At 61.3% G+C, this 20248-nt stretch carries 20 protein-coding genes, 1 other RNA gene and 1 riboswitch; of the genes, 13 read left to right on the top strand and 8 right to left on the bottom strand.

The features are described 5' to 3' along the window. Nucleotides 1-263: 263 nt before the first annotated feature. The 6 genes from ssrA to prfB all read right to left on the bottom strand — a co-directional run bounded on the left by ssrA (nt 264) and on the right by prfB (nt 4573). Nucleotides 264-646, bottom strand: a transfer-messenger RNA (tmRNA) gene (gene ssrA, locus VLL26_RS00780). A gap of 50 nt (nt 647-696) precedes the next feature. Then, nucleotides 697-1335, bottom strand: coding sequence for an SDR family oxidoreductase (locus VLL26_RS00775; protein ID WP_342319251.1), 639 nt, complete (start codon nt 1333-1335; stop codon nt 697-699). Then, a complete protein-coding gene (smpB, locus tag VLL26_RS00770; RefSeq protein ID WP_342319250.1) occupies nt 1332-1823 on the bottom strand; it encodes an SsrA-binding protein SmpB in 492 nt (163 codons plus the stop codon). The genes VLL26_RS00775 and smpB overlap by 4 nt, the downstream gene beginning before the upstream one ends. 21 nt (nt 1824-1844) lie before the next feature. Further along, on the bottom strand, nt 1845-2747 hold the full coding sequence (ftsX, locus tag VLL26_RS00765; protein WP_342319249.1) for a permease-like cell division protein FtsX: 903 nt from the start codon (nt 2745-2747) through the stop codon (nt 1845-1847). After that, entirely contained in the window at nt 2747-3439 is a 693-nt protein-coding gene (locus VLL26_RS00760; RefSeq protein WP_342319248.1) for a cell division ATP-binding protein FtsE, read from the bottom strand. Before VLL26_RS00760 ends, ftsX begins: the two co-directional genes overlap by 1 nt. A gap of 36 nt (nt 3440-3475) precedes the next feature. Next, nucleotides 3476-4573 carry a peptide chain release factor 2 gene (prfB, locus tag VLL26_RS00755; protein ID WP_342319247.1) on the bottom strand — a complete coding sequence of 366 codons (1098 nt, stop codon included), beginning with the start codon at nt 4571-4573 and terminating at the stop codon, nt 3476-3478. Nucleotides 4574-4614: 41 nt separating this feature from the next. Here prfB and VLL26_RS00750 point away from each other — a divergent pair, with 41 nt between their 5' ends. Beyond that, nucleotides 4615-5412, top strand: a complete 798-nt coding sequence (locus tag VLL26_RS00750; protein ID WP_342319246.1) for an inositol monophosphatase family protein — start codon at nt 4615-4617, stop codon at nt 5410-5412. After that, on the top strand, nt 5405-6190 hold the full coding sequence (gene hisN / locus VLL26_RS00745) for a histidinol-phosphatase (protein ID WP_342319245.1): 786 nt from the start codon (nt 5405-5407) through the stop codon (nt 6188-6190). The genes VLL26_RS00750 and hisN overlap by 8 nt, the downstream gene beginning before the upstream one ends. On the opposite strand, the gene VLL26_RS00740 is transcribed toward hisN, so the two are convergent. Then, nucleotides 6171-7253, bottom strand: a complete 1083-nt coding sequence (locus VLL26_RS00740; RefSeq protein ID WP_342319244.1) for a S1 family peptidase — start codon at nt 7251-7253, stop codon at nt 6171-6173. The two genes, hisN and VLL26_RS00740, sit on opposite strands and share 20 nt — an antisense overlap. A gap of 187 nt (nt 7254-7440) precedes the next feature. Here VLL26_RS00740 and VLL26_RS00735 point away from each other — a divergent pair, with 187 nt between their 5' ends. From VLL26_RS00735 to VLL26_RS00700, 8 genes are all read left to right on the top strand, one after another. Further along, nucleotides 7441-8682 carry a DUF418 domain-containing protein gene (locus VLL26_RS00735; protein WP_342319243.1) on the top strand — a complete coding sequence of 414 codons (1242 nt, stop codon included), beginning with the start codon at nt 7441-7443 and terminating at the stop codon, nt 8680-8682. A 5-nt stretch (nt 8683-8687) separates the two neighbouring features. Then, nucleotides 8688-8801: riboswitch (TPP riboswitch) on the top strand. Next, nucleotides 8801-10585 carry a phosphomethylpyrimidine synthase ThiC gene (gene thiC / locus VLL26_RS00730; RefSeq protein WP_342319242.1) on the top strand — a complete coding sequence of 595 codons (1785 nt, stop codon included), beginning with the start codon at nt 8801-8803 and terminating at the stop codon, nt 10583-10585. (Overlaps the previous riboswitch by 1 nt.) Further along, on the top strand, nt 10582-11226 hold the full coding sequence (locus VLL26_RS00725; protein ID WP_342319241.1) for a thiamine phosphate synthase: 645 nt from the start codon (nt 10582-10584) through the stop codon (nt 11224-11226). Before thiC ends, VLL26_RS00725 begins: the two co-directional genes overlap by 4 nt. Nucleotides 11227-11235: 9 nt before the next feature. Further along, nucleotides 11236-12384, top strand: coding sequence for an MFS transporter (locus VLL26_RS00720; protein WP_342319240.1), 1149 nt, complete (start codon nt 11236-11238; stop codon nt 12382-12384). Nucleotides 12385-12387: 3 nt separating this feature from the next. Beyond that, entirely contained in the window at nt 12388-12834 is a 447-nt protein-coding gene (locus VLL26_RS00715; RefSeq protein ID WP_342319239.1) for a GNAT family N-acetyltransferase, read from the top strand. Nucleotides 12835-12846: 12 nt separating this feature from the next. Continuing rightward, nucleotides 12847-13932, top strand: coding sequence for a glycine oxidase ThiO (gene thiO / locus VLL26_RS00710; protein ID WP_342319238.1), 1086 nt, complete (start codon nt 12847-12849; stop codon nt 13930-13932). Beyond that, entirely contained in the window at nt 13929-14132 is a 204-nt protein-coding gene (thiS, locus tag VLL26_RS00705) for a sulfur carrier protein ThiS (protein WP_342319237.1), read from the top strand. Before thiO ends, thiS begins: the two co-directional genes overlap by 4 nt. A 6-nt stretch (nt 14133-14138) precedes the next feature. After that, a complete protein-coding gene (locus VLL26_RS00700; RefSeq protein ID WP_342319236.1) occupies nt 14139-14921 on the top strand; it encodes a thiazole synthase in 783 nt (260 codons plus the stop codon). On the opposite strand, the gene VLL26_RS00695 is transcribed toward VLL26_RS00700, so the two are convergent. Next, nucleotides 14896-16644: a BCCT family transporter gene (locus VLL26_RS00695; RefSeq protein WP_342319235.1), complete on the bottom strand. Its 1749-nt coding sequence runs from the start codon at nt 16642-16644 to the stop codon at nt 14896-14898. The genes VLL26_RS00700 and VLL26_RS00695 overlap by 26 nt on opposite strands. A 200-nt stretch (nt 16645-16844) precedes the next feature. On the opposite strand from VLL26_RS00695, the gene VLL26_RS00690 reads away from it, so the two are divergent. The 3 genes from VLL26_RS00690 to VLL26_RS00680 all read left to right on the top strand — a co-directional run bounded on the left by VLL26_RS00690 (nt 16845) and on the right by VLL26_RS00680 (nt 19739). After that, entirely contained in the window at nt 16845-17975 is a 1131-nt protein-coding gene (locus VLL26_RS00690) for a ThiF family adenylyltransferase (RefSeq protein ID WP_342319234.1), read from the top strand. After that, the gene (locus VLL26_RS00685) at nt 17972-18649 is read left to right on the top strand and encodes a type 1 glutamine amidotransferase domain-containing protein (RefSeq protein ID WP_342319233.1); all 678 of its coding nucleotides are present in this window, start codon (nt 17972-17974) and stop codon (nt 18647-18649) included. The genes VLL26_RS00690 and VLL26_RS00685 overlap by 4 nt, the downstream gene beginning before the upstream one ends. 220 nt (nt 18650-18869) lie before the next feature. Further along, complete coding sequence (locus tag VLL26_RS00680) at nt 18870-19739, top strand: cation diffusion facilitator family transporter (RefSeq protein WP_342319232.1); 870 nt, start codon at nt 18870-18872, stop codon at nt 19737-19739. The last annotated feature ends 509 nt before the right edge of the window (nt 19740-20248 follow it).

Below are 20248 nucleotides of genomic sequence, written 5' to 3'. Positions count from 1 at the left end.
AGAAGTGTTTCCTAATTCGCGACGGGGGTAGCACCACCGGTTCGACCCGCCACAACCGCGCCCACGCAAGCTACAACGCAGCAGTAGCAGCAGCAGCAGCATTGTTTACAACACCCGGCACTCCCCAGGCGCTGCACTGCAGACCACACCCCGATCAAACACAACACCTAAACCCGAATCTCCAAAGCGCTGCGCGAGAACCGTTTTTACAAAGGAGAAAGCCCCTTTATTTCCCGCCTTGAGGCGGGAAATAAAGGGGCCACCGGTGGAGATGCCGGGAATTGAACCCGGGTCCTCCATTACCGCACCAGGGCTTCTCCGTGCGCAGTCCGCACACAGTCTCTACTCGGCCCTCCGGATCAGGCGAACATGTCCAGATGACGGGCCCAGCCAGTGTAAAAAGTCCCTCCCAAGGCCCCACTGACAGGGCCGGAAGGCAAGTCCCCTAAGTCGATGCCAGGTACCAAGACGGGGACGAGCCCGGCCTGACAGACACGCGGTCGCTAGCTCTTAGGCAGCGAGGGCGTAGTCACGCTGAGAGTTCTTCTCTGCGTTTATTGTTCGCTGCGACGCTCACGGTGGTCTCCAGCCTGCACCGGCACGCTTCCCCTGGCTTGATCAATGGAGTCGAAACCATATCATCCCCATCGCTACGGCGGGAAGTGCATAAGCCGTAGAGGAGATTACTTTAGCCACTTACGGGGCAATGCGCAAGAACTCGACGGTCGCCTCTGCGTCCACAGCCAAGCGGGCAGCCTTTGCCACGTTCACCGGATCCATCTTCGGACGCTCGTCGTGCTCCGGGCCGTCAAGCATGTCGGTGTCGGTGCGCCCAGGATGCAAAGAGGTGATTCGCACCTGCCCTTTCTCCTCAATCTGCAGCGCGTCGGTAAAGCCCTTCAGGGCAAACTTTGTGGCGCAGTAGGCGGTGCCTTCCTCCACGCCATGAAAGCCCGCGCCGGAATTGATGGTGATGATGAGGCCGCGGGAGCGTCGTAGCGCTGGCAGCAAAAGGCGCGTCAGCTCGACGCCGGCAAAGAGGTTGACCTCGAAAGCCTCGCGCCAGGCGGCAGCGGAAAGATCTTCAAACCTGCCCTTGGGAAACAGACCGGCGGCATGCACGAACACATCAAGATCATCAATCGCGGCAGCAGCTTTCCTGATGGCGGCCGGATCACGCAAATCCACCTCGAAAGGCTCGGCAGACGGCAGTTTGTCAACGACCCCACTCGCATCCCTCGACGCACCAACATAAATGTGGTGGTCCTTGCCAAGCTCTCCGGCAATGGCACGGCCGATGCCCCGCGATGCGCCGGTAATGAGTGCCTTTTTCATGCTTTAATCCCCTTAAACTTCCGCCCGAGGTCACGCGCAATTTCTCGGTCCTCGGTGCGCTGCTTGATGGAGCGTCGCTTGTCGTAGTCCTGCTTGCCCTGGGCAAGCCCCAGCTCCACCTTAACCCTGCCCTCTTTGAGGTATAGCGCCAGCGGAACAAGGGTACGGTTGCCGTCTTTGACCTTGCCGGCGAGCGAGTCGATCTCGCGGCGGTGCAGCAAAAGCTTCCGGGTCCGGCGCGGGCTGTGGTTCGTCCACGAGCCACGCGAATACTCCGGGATGTGCAGGTTGCGCAACCAGACCTCACCGTTGTCGATGGTCGCAAAGGACTCGACCAGGCTGGCCCGGCCCTCGCGCAACGACTTTATTTCTGTGCCTACCAGGGCAATGCCAGCCTCGTACGTGTCAAGAATGTGGTAATCGTGGCGCGCCTTAGGGTTCGACGCGATGGTCGAACTGTGGGTCTGTTTCTTCTTTCTTTTGGACATAACCCCTTGCAGTCTACCCGCCTACTTGCGTACATAACTGCGCAGAGCAACCTGGGCGGCCACCCCACCCACCACAATCGCAGCGAGCGTGGCCAGCGGCATGACCGTCCACACCGCGGAATCCGGCACCCGGGCGATCAACTGGGAGGCGTAAAGGGTGTGCAGCATCGGGTCGACGAGGTAGCGCTTGGTCAACCACGCTGAAAGGGTACCCACGACACCACCAATGAAAACTGAGATGACGGCCTCAAGCACAAAAGGTGCCTGGGTAAACCACCGTGACGCACCCACCATGCGCATAATGCTGATCTGCTCGCGGCGGTTAAAGGCCGCGAGCTGGACCATGTTGACAATCAGAAACACCGCTGCAACCGCTTGCGCCGCCGCCACCAGGAAGGCGACGTTGCGGAAGGTGTCCATGGTGCCCGCAGCCTCACGCACGGTGTCGGCCTGGTCCGTCACCACAGCCACCTGCGGCATATCGCGGACCTCGTCGATGGGGGAGGTATCGGACGGATCAGTCAATCGCACGTGCAGGGCGGCCGGCAGAGCATCCGGAGTAGTCTCGCGCACCAGCTCCGGTTCCGTGTCTTGGAACAGTTCGACGAAGCGCTCGTAGCTTTGCTGGCGGTTGCGGAAGGTGACCTGTTCAACACCACTATTGGCTTGGAGCGTGTCGCGCACCTTCGCGCACTCGGGGCTGGAGCAGTCGGTGTCCGCAGCCGAGATTTCCTCGCTCAGTTCGATCATGACCTCAACGCGGTCCAGGTACAGGCCCTTCGTTTCGGCGGTGGCCTGGGAAATGAGGATTCCGGCACCGACGAGCACGAGGGACAACGCCGTGGTGATGACCAGGGCAATAGTCATGGTGATGTTGCGGCCCAGGCCCTTGAAACCTTCGCGGAAGATAAACGACCAATTCATCAGCGGGCCTCCGATCCATAAACCCCATGTTTCTCATCGCGAACTAGCCTGCCCAAGTTCAGCTCGATAACCCTTTGGCGCATATCGTCGACGGCGCGGGCATTGTGCGTAGACATGACCACCGTCGAGCCGAGCCGGTTGATTCGGGCGAGCAACCCCATGATTTCGTCTGCGGTGGTGGGGTCGAGGTTGCCTGTGGGTTCGTCGGCGAGCACCAAGGAGGGACGATCGACGAAGGCGCGCGCAATGGCGACGCGCTGCTGCTCCCCACCGGAGAGCTCGTGCGGCATGCGGTTGGCCTTGGCGTCAAGCCCGACCAACTCCAGGGCCTCCGGCACCAATTTGGCTATCTTCGCCTTAGATTTGCCGGTCACCTCCAGTGCGAAGGCCACGTTTTCGCGCACGCTCAGCTTCGGCAGCAGGCGAAAGTCCTGGAAAACGTAGCCGATGGACTGGCGCAGCCGGTTAATTTCGCTGCCTTTGAGGGCGTTGACGTGGAAGTCGTTGAAAAAGATATCTCCGCTGTCGACATTTTCCTCGCGGATCATCAGTTGCAGGAAAGTCGACTTGCCGGAGCCCGAGGGGCCGATAAGAAAGACGAACTCCCCCTTGGCAATCTCGAGGGAGATGTTATCCAGGGCAGGCCGACTCGACGTTGGGTAGCTTTTGGTGACGGCCGAAAATCTAATCACAAAACACACCCTACCTGTTACGGGTGTTGCTGAAAATTATTCCTGGGATTCGTCCATGCGCCAGCGGATACCAGCCTCCAAAAACCCGTCAAGGTCACCGTCGAGAACCTTCTGCGGATTTCCCACCTCGTAATTAGTACGCAGATCCTTAACCATCTGGTACGGGTGCAAAACATAGGAGCGCATCTGGTTGCCCCAAGAAGCGTTGCCGCCCGCACCAAGCGCCTCCATCTCCGCCTTTTCCTCTTGGCGTTTACGCTCTAACAGCTTCGACTGTAAAACATTGAGGGCCGAAGCTTTGTTCTGAATCTGAGACTTCTCATTCTGGCAAGTCACCACAATCCCGGTGGGTATATGAGTGATGCGCACAGCGGAGTCAGTCGTATTCACCGACTGCCCACCCGGGCCCGAGGAACGGTAGACATCAACGCGGATCTCCGTATCCGGAATGTCGATATGATCGGTCTGCTCCACCACGGGCAGCACCTCCACCTCCGCGAAGGAGGTCTGCCGCCGACCTTGATTATCAAAAGGTGAAATGCGCACCAGGCGGTGCGCTCCCTGTTCGACAGAAAGCTGGCCGTACATATACTCGCCATGCACAACAAAAGTTGCTGACTTAATCCCCGCCTCCTCAGCATAAGAGATGTCGTAGACGTCGACCTTATGATCGCTTTTCTCCGCCCAACGCACGTACATACGCATCAACATCTCCGCCCAGTCGGCGGCATCGACACCGCCAGCACCCGAGCGGATGTGCACAACAGCCTCCCGCTCGTCATACTCACCAGAGAGCATCGTTTGGACCTCCAAGGCAGAAACCTGCTTCTCCAAAGCGTCCAGCTCGTCGTCGACAAGCGAAGCTTCGCCCTCTTCCTCAGCAAGCTCCACCATCACCGGAAGGTCGTCGATACGAGTGCGCAACGACGCAAGCTTGCGCAGCCGCGCCTGAACATTGGCCAGCTCAGTAGTTACCTTTTGGGCATGGTCCGGGTCATCCCACAGCGAAGGATCCCCAGCTTGCTGCTCCAGCTCGCGCGCGCGGGCAGACATCCCCTCCGGATCCATCACCTTCTCAATGGTCGACAGCGTCGAATCAAGCTGCTGAATACGCGAAGAAACCTCAGGGTACATAAGGCTCCACCTTAGCGGAGATACGCGCCCATAATGGAAGCATGCCGACTCTCGAGACGTTCATAGACACACACCGCGCCTCCACCGACGCAACCCTTGCCGCAGCCCTTGTCACCCACGCCGGCACCCTCGCCCTGAGCATGAGGGACACCGGTTTGAACACCGACTACAAAACCTCTGTCTCAGACGTCGTCACCGACGCCGACCGCGCCGCCGAAGACTTCATCGCCGGCGCACTAGCCGCACTGCGGCCCAACGACGGCATTATCGGCGAAGAAGGCGCGGCTAAAGAAGCCACCAGCAAACGCACCTGGGTCATCGACCCTGTCGACGGCACCTTCAACTTCTCCCAAGGCTCCGACTACTTCTGCTCCGCCGTCGCCTTAACCGAAGGAGAAAACATCCCCGTCTCCGCCATCAACCGGCCCGCCACACACACCACATGGGTCTGCGACAACGGCACCGCCACCCGAAACGGGGTGACGTTAGGCACGCTAAGGGAGACGTCGATAAGCGAAGAAGCCCTGGTGACCTACCTGCACCCGACGTGCATGCGCGACGAGAAAGTGCTCAATGCGTGGCTCGGTGCGACCCGCGACGCCGCCACAATCCGCATGTGGGGCGCGGGATCCGTCGATCTTGCAAACATCGCCTCCGGGCAACTCGGCGCGTGGCTGCAACACAGCGTCGCCGACTGGGACTGGCTACCCGGCAAAGCACTAATCGAAGCCGTCGGCGGCAAAGCAATCAAAGTCGCCGCGGGTGGAGTGCAATGGTGCGTCGCCGGAAACGCACAAATAGTCGACGACATAGCCACTAGGCTTGAGCACCATGGCTAACTACGCAGACGACCTCGCTTTGGCACTTGAACTCGCCGACGCCGCCGATGCGATCACCCTCGAGCGCTTCGAAGCCGCGGACCTATCGGTGGAATCGAAACCGGACATGACGCCGGTGACAGACGCCGATCTTGCAGTGGAGCGAGCCCTGCGCGAAAAACTCACCCAGGCCCGCCCCTTCGACACCATCGTCGGCGAGGAATTCGGCGGCGACGCGGTCTTTCAGGGCCGCCAGTGGGTCATCGACCCCATCGACGGAACGAAGAATTTCGTGCGCGGAGTGCCTGTATGGGCGACGCTGATCGCGCTGCTTGTCGACGGCGAACCCGTCGTCGGCGTCGTCTCAGCGCCCGCGCTCGCGCGCCGCTGGTACGCCTCCCAAGGCGCTGGCGCCTGGCGTTATTTCAACGCCGGACCGCTCAAACGCCTGCACGTCTCCGGCGTTGGCACCCTTGCGGACGCCTCCTTGGCCATGTCCTCCCTCTCAGGTTGGAAGGAGCGCGGCCTCCAACACAACTTCATCGCCCTGACGGAAAAGTGCTGGCGGCTGCGCGGCTACGGCGACTTCTTCTCCTACTGTCTCGTCGCCGAAGGAGCAGTCGACATCGCCGCCGAACCCGAAGTCTCCCTCTGGGACCTTGCCCCCTTAGCGGTGCTCGTCGCCGAGGCAGGGGGCCGCTTCACGTCGCTGGCCGGCGAGGACGGCCCGCACGGTGGCGACGCAATAGCAACCAACGGCCACCTGCACGAATCTGCGCTTAGTTTTCTGGCAGGCTAAACCCGCGCCCCGGGCCCTCCGTCAACTCCAGCGCCGTGATGACAGAATCCATGCGCAAGCTGCGCGTCGGCGCGTGAACCGCGCCCTGCAGCGGCGAGTAGCACGGCAGGTTTAACTCGGGCGGCGCAATGCCGCCAGCGACCATTCCCACCAACCGGTCACCCGCCATCAGTGGAGCCCCAGAGTCGCCGGGCATGGCACACACCTGGCTAATGTTCTCGTGCTCCCAATCGTGGAAAGTTGCCCCGCAGGTGTACCCAGAAGCAACACCCGTTTTGCACACCACCTGACCGGGACGGCGCGGCTTGCCCCCGAGCGCATTGATGGTGGTGCCGTTGTAGGTACGCGAAACTTCGGCGTTTGAACCAAGCTCAATGACCGAGTAGTCAAGGTCTGAGTTGCTCGAGACAACGGTGCCGGAGGCGCCCACCCCCGGCGAATCAGCCGAAAACACGTTCGTTCCCGGCTCGCCGCAGTGCCCCGAAGTCAGAGCAATTTTGCGGCCGGCATCGTCATATCCAGCGACGGCGACGGTGCACATGTTTTGACCGACGTAAATCGGAGTGCCTGGCCCGTAGAGGGAAACATTGTCCTCGTTTTGCGCCTGCTCCGCCTCGTGCGGAATACGCGGAGCGTCATGGAAGGAGCCCGGCACGCGGTGCAGCACCTCACCTGCAAGCGGTTTCGCCGCCAGAACTTTGGAGACGGAGTCTGTGCGCCACTGGTAATTCGGGTCCTCGTAAGGTAGCGGCTCCGGGAAAACCGGCAATGTGGTGACCTCGTCCGGGCTCACGCCGCCGTAGTCCGTGACAAGCTGCGGCTGAATCTGAGTGAGGGGTTGCAGGAATGCTCCTTCGAGCTGTTCTTTGACCGCCTCTACATCGCGCAAGGCCCGCTCCACCGCGGCGGTGTTTTGGTTTAGCACCTCGGGGATGGACTGCGGGAAATTGTGCTGCACTCCACCGGGCAGCATTTGTGCGTTTGCAAGGGGAAGTCCCATCGCAACGGTGCAGGCAGTAGCAACAATGACGCCCAAACGGCGCAGGTATTTTGTGGTGGTCACGCTTCCCCTTCGAGTTTTCAGCAGGCTCAACAAGCAACTTTTAACACTTTGCCACCATTGCCCGGTATTTTCTTGCATTTCTTCACCTAGCGCCCCCGCGTGTCTCCCCCGCGTGTCTTTCCCGCGTGTCTTTCCGCACCAAGAATTGTTGCCACAGCGCCCGCTTCGTGTTGTTAGTGTGATGAGGGTGAATACCACTTCGGGACAGCGCCCCCGTCTCATCGTCGCCGACCTCGCCCGCGGCCTCGCGCTGCTTGGCATCGCCACCGCAAATGCAACACAGGCCTGGATGTTCGACTCAAACTCAGCCCCCGGTTGGTCACTGGGAGGCATCGACACCGGCAGCGCAATCGACTCAGCTACCGCAGTCTTCGCGGCGCTGTTCGTCCACGTCCGCGGACTGCCCATGTTTTCCACCTTGCTGGGATTCGGCTTCGGTATTGTCGCCGCCAACCTCCACAGCAAAAACTATCCCGCCGCCAAAGCCCGGAAGGTCCTCGCCCGGCGCTACGGCTTCTTAGCCCTATTCGGGCTCGTACATGCCTTGGTGTTTTTCTACGGCGACATCATGACCACCTACGGCTTCCTCGGGGTAGCCATGGCACTGATGCTGACGCAAAAAACCAAAACCCTGCGCATCATCGCCTACAGCGCGCTCGCCCTTTCCGCAACCTTTATGGTTTTAAACGCCGTTGTCCTCTACTTGCTCTTTGACCCCTCCGACCTGCCCTGGGCAACACCCACAGAGGAACTCGCTACACCGGCTCTCTACCTGGCGGAAAACGCCCGCGCTGCGCAAAGTGCCTTACTCAACCTCCCCATAGCACTGTTTTCCCTCGGTGGGCTAGTGCTGTTGGGCTACGTGTGGGCCCGGGAAGGGGTTTTGGTGGACGTCGACAAGCACCGCCGCACCCTGGTGACGTGGACGGTCATCGCCGCCGTCGCCATTGCTGCCAGCGGCATCCCTCTCGCGCTCGCCGCGCTGCAAATCATCGACCCCGCCTTTGAGTTGCCCTTCTACGTGAGCAACACCGGCGTCGGCCTGTTGACTGGGCCCGGCATCCTCGCCGCCCTCGCCCTCGCCAGCGCCCCGCTACAGCGCCGCATTAACGCCGGACAGCCGGCACCTGCCTGGACCTACCCCTTCCTTGCCCTAGGCAAGCGCTCCATGAGCGGCTACCTTATGCAGTCCGTCCTGTTTATCCTGTTGTGCATGCCGTTTACCTTAGGCATCGGCGTTACCGCCACGATCACTGAGCGCACCGCTGTAGCCGTCGTTGTTTGGTTGATTACCCTCATCCTCGCTTCCGTCCTCGAAGCGGCCGGCCGTCAGGGCCCCTTCGAGCAGCTTCACCGCCGTTTGTCCTACGGGCCCACGAAGCGCCTGGAGCCTTATGTCAGCGCACCGCACAACAAAGCGTTAACCTAAGGGGCACGTCCGAACACGGGAGCCCCACAGCAAGGGGCTGAGACTGCGCTGATGCTTGCGCGGGCACCGTCTGAACCTGTCTGGTTAGTACCAGCGAAGGAAGTTGAAGGAGACTGCCTTGGATATCTATGCGTCTGAAATTCACCCCAAGCACCGCTACGATCCACTGCGAGCCCACGGCCTCGAAGTTCCAGAAACAGCGATCGACCTGGATGATTCACCCACGGGAGCGAACAAGCCACTGAAAATTTACCGCACGCGCGGGCCCTACGCGCAGCCGGAGGAGGGCCTGCCCAACCTGCGAGGTGAGTGGATCGTTGGCCGCGGCGACGTCGAGGAGTATCAAGGCCGCAAACACAGTTTGCTTGACGACGGCCCCCGCGCCGCCAAGCGCGGCGCCCCCAGCGAAAAATGGCGCGGCACTACCCGCGCTCCCCTGCGTGCCCGCCCCGGCACGCGCGTTACCCAAATGCACTACGCCCGCAACGGTGTCGTGACCCGGGAGATGGAGTTTGTGGCCCTTCGCGAGCACTGCGATGTGGAGAAAGTCCGCGAAGCCCTCGCCTCCGGCCGCGCTATTATCCCGAACAACGTCAACCATCCTGAGAGCGAGCCGATGATCATCGGCAATCAGTTTCTCACCAAAATCAACGCCAACATTGGCAACTCGGCGGTGACCTCGTCGATCCGTGAGGAAGTGGACAAACTGCGCTGGGCCACCCGGTGGGGCGCCGATACAGTCATGGATCTGTCCACCGGTAACGACATTCACACCACCCGTGAGTGGATCCTGCGTAACTCGCCGGTTCCCATCGGCACCGTACCTATCTACCAGGCGCTGGAGAAAGTCAATGGTGTGGCCGAGGAATTAACCTGGGAGATTTTCCGCGACACGGTCATCGAGCAGGCCGAGCAGGGAGTCGACTACATGACGGTCCACGCCGGTGTGCGCCTGCCTTTCGTGCCGCTGACTTCTCAACGTGTCACCGGCATCGTCTCCCGCGGCGGCTCCATCATGGCCGGCTGGTGCCTGGCGCACCACAAGGAGTCCTTCCTTTACGAAAACTTCGATGAGCTATGTGAGATCTTCGCCGCCTATGATGTCGCCTTCTCACTGGGCGACGGCCTGCGCCCCGGATCCATCGCCGACGCCAACGACACCGCCCAATTTGCTGAGCTTAAAACCATTGGTGAACTGTGCAAGCGTGCCTGGGACTACGACGTCCAAGTCATGATTGAGGGCCCAGGGCATGTGCCTTTGGACAAGATCCAGCTAAACAACGACAAGGAAAACGAGTGGTGCGGCGGCGCCCCCTTCTACACGCTCGGCCCTTTAGTTACTGACATCGCTCCCGGCTACGACCACATCACCTCCGCCATCGGCGCGGCCAACATCGCCGCCGGGGGCACCGCCATGCTGTGTTATGTCACCCCGAAGGAACACCTCGGTTTGCCTAACAAGGACGACGTGAAAACCGGCGTGATTACCTACAAACTCGCTGCGCACGCCGCCGACGTGGCGAAGGGCCACCCGGGCGCCCAACAGTGGGATGACGCGATGAGCAAGGCCCGCTTCGAGTTCCGCTGGCACGACCAGTTTGCCTTGTCGCTTGACCCGGACACCGCGCAGGCTTACCACGACGAGACGCTGCCAGCCGAGCCAGCCAAAACAGCGCACTTTTGTTCCATGTGCGGGCCGAAGTTTTGCTCTATGCGCATCAGCCAGGACATCCGTGACGAGTTCGGCGACCACCTTGACCAAGCGCTCGCCGAAGACCAGTCGGACCTCGTCGCCGCTTTGGGAATCCCTGCTGTGCAGCGCGCGCAGGGGGAACAGCAGATGGCGGATCAGTTCCGCAACCTCGGCTCGAAGGTCTACCTGGCAAAGGATCCCAGCAAGTGACCCTCGATTTGCGCTGCTACTTCGTCACCGGGGCAGGTCCTGATGTTGTTGAGCGTGCCCGTCTCGCCTCGCTCGGCGGCGCCGGGGTGATCCAGGTGCGCAGCAAACCGATCGAGGCGCGTGAGCTTTATGCCCTCGGCCGCACAATCGCCCTCGCTGTGGGCGAGGCCAACCCATCCACGCGGGTGCTTATCGACGACCGCGTCGACGTCGCCCTCGCTTTGCGCGACTATGGGGTGGCAGGCGTACACCTGGGCCAAAACGACTTGGATGTGCGCGTGGCACGCGAGTTGCTCGGCGGCGACGCCGTGATCGGTTTGACCACTGGCACCCTCGATCTGGTGCAAAAGGCCAATGACGTTGCAGATCTCGTCGATTACATAGGCGCTGGACCATTCCGCGCCACCCCGACGAAGGATTCGGGTCGGCCACCAATCGGCCTGGCGGGATACCCCGCGCTGGTCGAAGCCTCCAAAGTGCCAGTTGTTGCCATCGGTGACGTGACCGTCGACGACGCCTATGAGCTGGCACGCGTGGGGGTTGACGGGCTCGCCATCGTGCGCGGGATCATGCACGCCGCTGACCCTCGCACCTACGTCGAAATGGTGGTTTCCGAGTTCGACCGCGGCGCACACGGTTAAATAGAGCCCATGAAAAACAAGGTGTTCGCAAGCGTTGTCGCCTTCCTGTTCACCGCGGGGTGGGCGGCGAATCACTTCGCCTCCGTCCTTGTGGTGCTGCGCGAAAAGCTGCATTTGTCGGCTCTTTTAGTCAACGGCGCCTACGGCATCTACGCGGTGGGGCTGCTTCCTTGTCTGCTGGCCGGAGGCGCTCTCGCAGACCGCTACGGCGGACGCCCGGTGGCTATGACAGGCAGCGCAATCGCTGTGGTTGGAAACCTCGTCCTCATGCTCGACCACGGCACCCTTGGACTTTTGGCTGGCCGCCTCGTCGTCGGCCTGGGCGTAGGCCTCGTCGTCAGCGCCGGAACCGCTTGGGCAACACGCCTGCGTGGGGCGGCCGGAGCCACCGTCGCTGGCATCGTGCTCACTGCCGGTTTCGCCTCTGGGCCGGTGATCTCTGGTGTGGCGGAGATGGTCTTCGCCCCGCTGTGGACACCTTTCGTGCTCACCATCGCCGCCTCTTTGGCCGCGATGGGGTTTTCTCTTCACGCCGGGGATGAGCCCCGCATCATCGACAACGCTAACCCCGGCCCGAGTGTTGACACCACCGCCTCGCCAGCAAAGGCCCTGGCCACTTCAGTCCCGGTGGCGATGTGGGTCTTTGCCGCCATCACTACCTCGCTGATCGGGCTGTCTGCCCGTGTTGCGCACTATTTTTCCACCGGGGTGTTTTTGCCTGGTGTGGCGGCCGTGCTCGGTTTCGGTGCGGGCCTGATCGTGCAGGCCCTCGGGCGCCGCTTCGCCTGGGGCCCGCGCGCCGGGGTGGTGGGTATCTGCTTCGCCGCCGCCGGCTTTCTGCTGGTGGCGGTGGCAGGCGCTGCCCCGCCGTTGCCCGCCTTCGTGGTGGCAACGCTGATGTTGGGCACCGCCTACGGCCTGTGTCTGCGTGACGGGCTGCTTGACGTCAACGCCTACTCCCCACCTTCACACCGCGGCCGTATCCTGGGTGCGTACTACTGCGCCACATATATTGGCTTTGGGCTGCCGCCGCTAATGCAGTGGCTGGAGCCGCGCGTTGGCCCTTCCCTTCCTTTCTTCGTACTTTCCGGTGTGGCTATAGCCGCAGCCCTGCTGCGCCACAGCCAGATCCGCGCCGGCTACCTAAACCGCACATAAGACATGATTGATTTCCTCCACTTAGACGAGATGACCTCCCGCGAAGCCTTCGAGCTTTTCCGCCTCCGCGTCGACGTCTTCGTTGCCGAGCAGCAATGCCCCTACAACGAGCTGGATGACATTGACATCCAGCCGGACACTTTCCACGTGCTCGCCCGCGACACCAATGGCCGACTGCTTGGCTGCGCGCGGGTGTTTCCCACTTCCACCGGCTCCCGTTTCGGCCGTTTCGTTGTCGCGGCCCAGGCGCGCGGCACGGGCCTGGGCCGCGAGATTGTTCTTGGTTGCATAGACTTCACCCGGCGCTGGGACGGCGACTTGCTTATCGACGCTCAGTCTGGTCTAGTCGGCTACTACAACAAATACGGCTTCGTCGCGGAAGGCGAGGAGTTCCTCGACGCCGGTGTTGCGCACCGCCGCATGAGGCTGCGGCGCCCTGTCCAGAAATAGGCTGGAAACGAGATGACTAAACGCAGCGTTGCCGTCATCGGCGCCGGCATCATTGGGCTAGCTACGGCTTTGACCTTGGCGCACCGCGGCCACAACGTGAAGGTTTTTGACTTCGCCCCACTGTCCGGTGCCTCCCACCACGCGGGCGGGATGCTGGCGCCCACAGCGGAGGTGGTTTATAAACAAGAGCCTCTGTTTCCGCTGATGGCCCAGGCCGCCGCCTGGTATCCGGAGCTGATCCGGTTAACAGAAAAGTACACACACGCGCCTACCGGCTACCGCACCGAGGGAACCTTGGTTGTTGCCCGCGACCGCGCCGACCGCACGCACCTAGAACAGTTGCGCGCCTACCAGCACGCCCATGGAATGCAGGTTGAACAGCTCACCACCCGCGCGGCCCGAAAGCTGGAGCCGGCGTTGTCCCCAGCGCTGGCCGGGGCTGTGCGCATTGAAGGTGACCACCAAGTCCAGCCGCGCCTGTTCACCCGCGCGCTTTACCGCGCCTGCGAAAGCGCCGGTGTGGACTTCATCGAAGAAAGGGTCACTGACCTCGACGCGGTCGACGCCGACCAGGTCATTGTGTGCGCTGGCCTCGGTGCGCGCGAGTTAACTGGCGGGTTGCTGGATCTGCGGCCGGTCTACGGCGATGTTGTGCAACTGTGGGTGCCGCAGCACCAGTACCCGCTCATCAACCACGTGGTGCGTGGCTTCGTGGAAAACCGGCCGATTTATTTGATCCCCCGCGCAGACCGCACTCTCACGTTGGGGGCGACAAGCCGCGAGGACGACCGCCCAGATCCGCAGGTCAGCGGAGTACATCAACTGCTGCGCGACGCCATTGAGATTGTTCCCGGCGTGGAAGACTGCGACTTTGTGGAGGCCACCGCCGGCGCCCGCCCCGGCACCCCGGACGATCTGCCCTATTTGGGGCGGATCAGCGAGCGGGTGGTCGTCTCCAGCGGCTACTTCCGCCACGGCATCCTTCTTGCCTCGCTGGCCGCGCGCTGCGGCGCGGAGCTGGTGGAAAACCGCACCCCGTCCATCGACCTTTCGGCGTGCGCCCCCGAACGCCACGCCACCGACAGGAGAACGCAATGAACATTTTTGTCAACGCCGCTGCGCGCACCATTGAGGCGCGCACCGTGGAAGAACTCACCGTGGAGGTGTTGGGTGAAGCGCCTGGCGCTGGCACTGCTGTTGCCGTCGACGGAGAGGTGGTTCCCCGCTCAGCGTGGGGCACCACCGAGCTTGCCGAGGGCGCTCACGTGGACATCCTCACTGCGGTGCAGGGAGGTTAGAGGGCTATGCTGCGCATCGCAAATAAAGAGTTCAGCTCACGTCTGATCATGGGCACTGGCGGCGCCAGTTCGCAGGACATGCTGGAAAAGGCGTTGGTGGCCTCCGGCACCGAACTGACCACGGTGGCGATGCGTCGCCATGCGGCCACGACCGGTGCCGGCGAATCCATCTTTGAGCTGTTGCAGCGCTTGGGGGTGGCGCCGTTGCCTAACACGGCAGGCTGCCGCACGGCACGCGACGCGGTAATTACCGCGAAGCTGGCGCGTGAGGCGCTGGGCACGAACTGGGTCAAATTGGAGGTCATTGCGGATGACCGTACCCTTTTGCCCGATGTGGTCGAAACTCTTGATGCGGTGGAGATGCTTGTCGACGACAACTTCACCGTTATGGCCTACACTTCCGACGACCCAGTAGCTGCGAAGCGTCTGGAGGATGCCGGGGCGGCAGCCGTGATGCCTTTGGGCGCTCCCATCGGCACCGGTTTGGGTATTCTCAACCCGCACAACATCGAGCTGATCTGTGCGCGGGCCGAAGTGCCAATTCTGATCGACGCCGGAGTGGGCACCGCCTCCGACGCGGCCCTAGCCATGGAACTTGGCTGCGACGGGGTTTTATTGGCCAGCGCGGTCAACCGCTCCCAGGATCCGGTGGCGATGGCCCAGGCTATGCGTTTGGCTGTCGAGGCCGGGGCGTTGGCAGCCGGGGCGGGCCGGATTCCGCGGCGGGAGCACGCGGTGGCCTCGTCAAGCTTTGACGGCCTAGTCAGTTGGGCCGATCAGGTTTTGTAGAGACGTCGGAAAGCAAAGGCTCACTCAGACGCCAGCCACCGACCTCATCGTCGTAGATCAACTCGGGGCGCTGAACCTCGTTGCCCTCAGCGTCATAACCCGGCGCGGGGCGGTTTTCTGCCTCCTCAAGCTTCTCGGCGCTGTCGGTTTTTTCCCACTGCCGGGTCCGCACCGGCGGGCGCGCCGCCGAATCATCGTTCATCGCCTTGATCAGCGAGTACATCATAATGAAGTAGGTGAAGAAAAACGGCAACGCAATAATGATGACCACTTGCTGCAATGCCTCAATGCCCGTGTCGTTGATGAACAGCAACGCTGCCGTGACCACACCGATGGCCACGACCCAACCAACCCGGTAAACCGCCGGGGTTTTGCTTTCCTCACCGGAGGCGAACATATCCATCACCATCGCGGCAGAATCCATGGAGGTAACGAAGTAGAAGGTGATCACCACCAAAGCCAAGGTGCCCATCGCCGCGTACAGCGGGTACTGCGACAGCAAAGTAAACAGGGCCTGCGGAGTGTCACCGTCTTCAACAACCGGCCCCGTCAGCACTCCCGGGTTCTGCGCCTCTATCTCGGTGGCGGCGCGCCCGAAAATGGAAAACCAGATCAGGTCGAAAACTGTCGGCAATAAAATGGTGCCGCCGATGAAAGCGCGCACACTGCGCCCTTTGGAAATACGAGCGAAAAACATGCCGACGAACGGCGCCCAACAAATTGTCCACGCCCAGTAGAAGGCGGTCCAGGTGGCGTGCCAGCCTGGGTTATCGTTGTAAGAGTCCACCCAAAACATCAGCTCGGGCAGTGAGTTGGCATAAATGCCGAAGGACTCGGTGATCTGCCCAACGAGGGCCAACGTGGGCCCGGCCACGAGGATAAAGACCATCAGCACCACCGTGGCACCAATGTTGAAGTTGGACAAAATCTTGATGCCCTTGTCCAAACCGGTTGCTACTGACAGGCAGGCTGCGACCGTGATGAAGCAGATGATGGCCACCTGCACCGGCGCGATCAGAGGCACGCCCCACATAATGTTCATGCCCGCCGAAATCTGCAAAACGCCCAGGCCGACGGAAACGCCGATGCCGAAGATGGTGCCGATGATGCCGAGGGCGTCGAGAAGCTTGCCCGGCCATTCGTAGACATACTTGCCTAGAAGGGGTGAAAACAGAGAGGACATCCGCGCCGGCATCTTGCGTTTATAACTGAAGTAGCCCATGACCAGCCCCGGCAGGGTAAAAATTACCCACATGTGTACACCGAAGTGATAGTAGGTGAACTCGAAAGCCTGCGTAACCGCGTCGCGGCTCATCGGCTCGAAATCACCGCGCGGCGGGCTAAAGGCGTGGTGCAAAGGCTCAGCCGCACCCCAAAACAACAAGGTGGCTCCCATGCCTGCAGCAAAAAGCATGGCGAACCACACCCACAGCGAGTATTCGGGCTCGGCGTCGTCCTCCCCAAGCTTTAAATTTCCGTACTTGGACACAAAAATGATGACAAGGAAAACAAAAATCGTGGAAACCCCGCCGATGTAGAGCCAAGACAAATTGTCCATCAGCACAGCGGAAACCGCGGCGTAAGCGCGGCGGGCGCGATCCCCGAAGGCGACCGTCACCGCAACGAACAGTGCGATGAAGCCGACGGAGGTAAAAAAGATCAACGGGTCGGTCTGCAATCCGTTCCTCGTGCCTGTCTTATTTTCTGATTCATTGGAAGGCATGTGGCCCTACCCTACGTGGGTCAGCGCCCAGATTCACAAGTTCCTGCATATGCAAAACATCAGCGGTTCGCCTGATCCAAACCGGCACACGGTCTTTGAAAAGCACGTGACAGGTCTTTGTGGGGAGATCGCAGCGGCATCACAGAAATCTCAGTTTCACGCCGGTCCTTCACTTTGCGGAGGTGACCTAATGTGGAGCCATGAGCCCGCAGCGCACCCTTTTGCCTCACGATGAGCTTCGTCGCACCGCCCGCCACATGAACCTGCCTGGCTTTGGCCTAAAACAGCAGGAGAAATTGTACGGCGCTCATGTGTTCGTCATCGGGGCTGGCGGCCTCGGGTGCCCGGTGATGCAATCCCTGGCGGCGATGGGGGTCGGCACGATCACAGTGATCGATGACGATGTTGTCTCCTTGACTAACATTCACCGCCAGATCCTGTTCACCGCCGCCGATGTCGGCCGCCCCAAAGTTGACGTCACAGCCGAAAGGCTGGCGGGCTTACAGCCAGGCATCACCATCAATGCCCTGCGCGCCCGGCTGACGGCCGACAACGCCCTAGCAATGCTGCGCGGCGTGGACGTGCTGGTCGACGGCTCCGATACTTTCTCCACCAAATATCTCGCCGCCGACGCCGCCGAGATCACCGGCACCCCCCTTGTTTGGGGTTCGGTTCTGCGCTACCGGGGCGATGTCGCCTTATGGTGGTCCGGGCCCGGCGCGCCCGTAGATGGTGCCGGGATGCGCGATCTCTACCCCGACCAGCCCGCGGCGGACGCGGTGCCGGACTGCGCCACCGCCGGAGTTTTGGGGGTGACCACTTCCGTTGTCGGCGGACTGATGGCCACCGAGGTGGTCAAACACCTCACCGGTCTAGGTGATTCGCAGCCGGGCAAGCTGCACATCTATGACGCTTTAACCACCCGGATCTCCCATTTCACGGTCACACCCGACCCGGCGCGCCCGCCAGTGACTTCCTTGGGTTTTTACGGCACGCCGGCGTGCCGCGGAAAGACTTGGGGCAGGCAGCTTATCGACACCGCCGACGCTTTAATCGACGTGCGCGAGATCCACGAGAAAGCATTGCAGGACCTGCACCGCCCGGGCGAGCTTTTGCCCACCTCCCAGTGGGAGCAACAGCCGGGGAGCGGGGAGAGGCTCCTGCGCGACCTGCGCGACAAACCAGCGCAAAATGTGCTGGTCTACTGCGCCTCCGGGGTGCGCTCCGAACGCTTCGTGGAGAGGTTTTCCGGTGCAGCCGCAAAGCTTGGCCTGACATTGAGCAGTCTGCCCGGCGGCACCAACGAGCACGGCGTAGATTTGGAACGATGAAGTTTCTCGCCGTAGCAACATCCACACACCGCTACCACGTCTCCGGGCACCGCACCGGCATGTGGTTTGGCGAATACACCAGCTTTTACAACGTTGTCACCCGCGCCGGTCACGAGGTTGATTTAGCCAGTATCGTCGGCGGTGTGGTGCCGCTGGACCCGATGAGTCTGTCCGCGCCGTTCATTTTCGCTGGCGGCGCGAACAAGCGTTACGAGGATGCGGGCTTCATGGACACCCTCGATACCACCCCGGCGCTAGCCACGGTGCCGCTGCAGGACTACGGCGGGATCTACCTCGTCGGCGGGCACGGCACCATGTTCGACTTTGAGGATGAAGCGCTCAAGGCGGCCCTTGCCCACTTCGCCACCGCAGGCAAGATCATCTCTGCGGTCTGCCACGGCCCCGCCGGGCTTCTCGACGTCCCACTGGCCGACGGCACCCACCTCCTCGACGGGCGCAGCGTCACCGGCTACACGTGGGCGGAAGAAAAGCTGGCCCGCCGCAGTTTAGAGGTGCCCTTTAGCCTGGAAGAAAAACTCACCCAGCAGGCTGGAAAGTTCAGCGCAGCACGGATGCCCATGTCTAAGCACGTCATTGTCGATGACTTCCTGGTCACCGGCCAGAACCCGATGAGTGCGGCGGGCGTGGCCGAAGCTGTACTTGAGCTGCTTTAACTGCGGATGCCTGTAAGCGCCATCAGCTCTTTTCCATCTTTTCTCTCACAGCGCCCGCACTGGTGATGATTCAACGGCCTTGCAGAAAATCCCCTTAGTATTGTTGTCGCTTTGTGATGCTGCTTCCTTCGGCGAAAGGTTGATGATGCCTACTTTAGGATCGGTCCCGATACCGACCCCTCCCCATGTGGAGCGCGAGCAGAAGCTGCTCGAAAGATTCATGTGGCTGGCCATTGTCGTATCCCTTGCGACAATCTCTTTGAAGCTCGTCGCCGCTGCCATCACCGGCTCAGTTGGTCTGCTTTCCGACGCCATCGAGTCCGTCATCAACCTCGTCGCCGCCGCTGTGGGACTGTGGGCCTTGAAAGTCGCTGCGAAACCCGCCGACGACAACCACCACTTCGGCCACGCCAAAGCCGAGTACTTTTCCGCCCAGGTTGAAGGAACCATGATCCTGGTCGCCGCCATCGCGATCATCTACACAGCGATTGATCGCCTTATCCACCCGCAACCTATCGAGCAAGTCTCCATTGGCCTCGCGCTGTCCGTTGTTGCGACGCTGCTTAATTTGCTTGTTGGCATGGTGCTGATCCGCGCAGGCCAACGCTACCGCTCCGCTGCCCTCGACGCGGACGGGCGGCACCTGCTTACCGACGTATGGACCACCGTGGGGGTGCTTGCTGGCATTGCGTTAGTCACTGCAACCGGCTGGGAAATCCTCGACCCGATCATCGCCCTAGCAGTGGGAATCAACATCATTTTCACTGGCTACCGTCTGCTTAGAAAGTCCATTCAGGGCCTTCTATCCCAAGCGCTTCCCGACGACGAACTGTCCGCCATCGACACCTTCCTCACCGATTTCGCCGCCGCCAAAGGCGTCGACTTTACTTCCGTGCGCACCGTTGCTTTCGGACGCGACCGCCTAGTCAATATCGTCATGCAGGTACCCGGCGAGTGGAGTGTTGACCACTCCCACGACTACGCCGACCTGGTTGAAGAAGGCATCGCCCGCACACTCGGCGCCGCCGAAACAGTCGTCCACATCGAACCCATGGGCATCACCACCCGCGTCGGCCCACAGTGGATGTAGTAGCCGTGTGCAAAGCGGAGAAAACCCAGACCACCTACAGACATATAACCGCGATGCACAGACCTCAACGACGTTGAAAAACGAAACGCCCAGCTCATGCGGCTGCCCAGCCATCTCTGTCCAGGCGGCAAGGCAAGCACCTCTCACGACCCGCACACCGCAAGGGGTCACAACCTGGTAAGTGGTGTATCTGTCCCTTCGACTGTGCGGGAGGTCTGGCGGTCTTGGGCGCCAGCTCGTCGCTGGTGCCTGAGCGGGTGTATGAAACCTCCAGGTGTGGCGAGTCGGCCGCGATAATCCCGGTTGAGCCTTTCGGGGCGTGGGGTCAATGCGGATGTCAAAAGGTGAGGGCCAAGACCGCTGCGGTGTTGAGTTTCCTCGACCAGCGCCGCTTTTAGGCGGGCGGCGCTAGGTAGCTCAAGCAGTTGAGTGTAGTCAACCACCATCGAGCTGCGATCTTTTTTCCGGGATAGTCTCCGGGCATAAAACCCGAGGTAGCGGTTGCTTTT

It is taken from the genome of Corynebacterium sp. BD556, assembly GCF_038452275.1.
Classification (GTDB): domain Bacteria; phylum Actinomycetota; class Actinomycetes; order Mycobacteriales; family Mycobacteriaceae; genus Corynebacterium; species Corynebacterium mayonis.
Note: the sequence above shows the minus strand (reverse complement) of the source record. Positions and strands in the feature narration are given on the sequence as shown.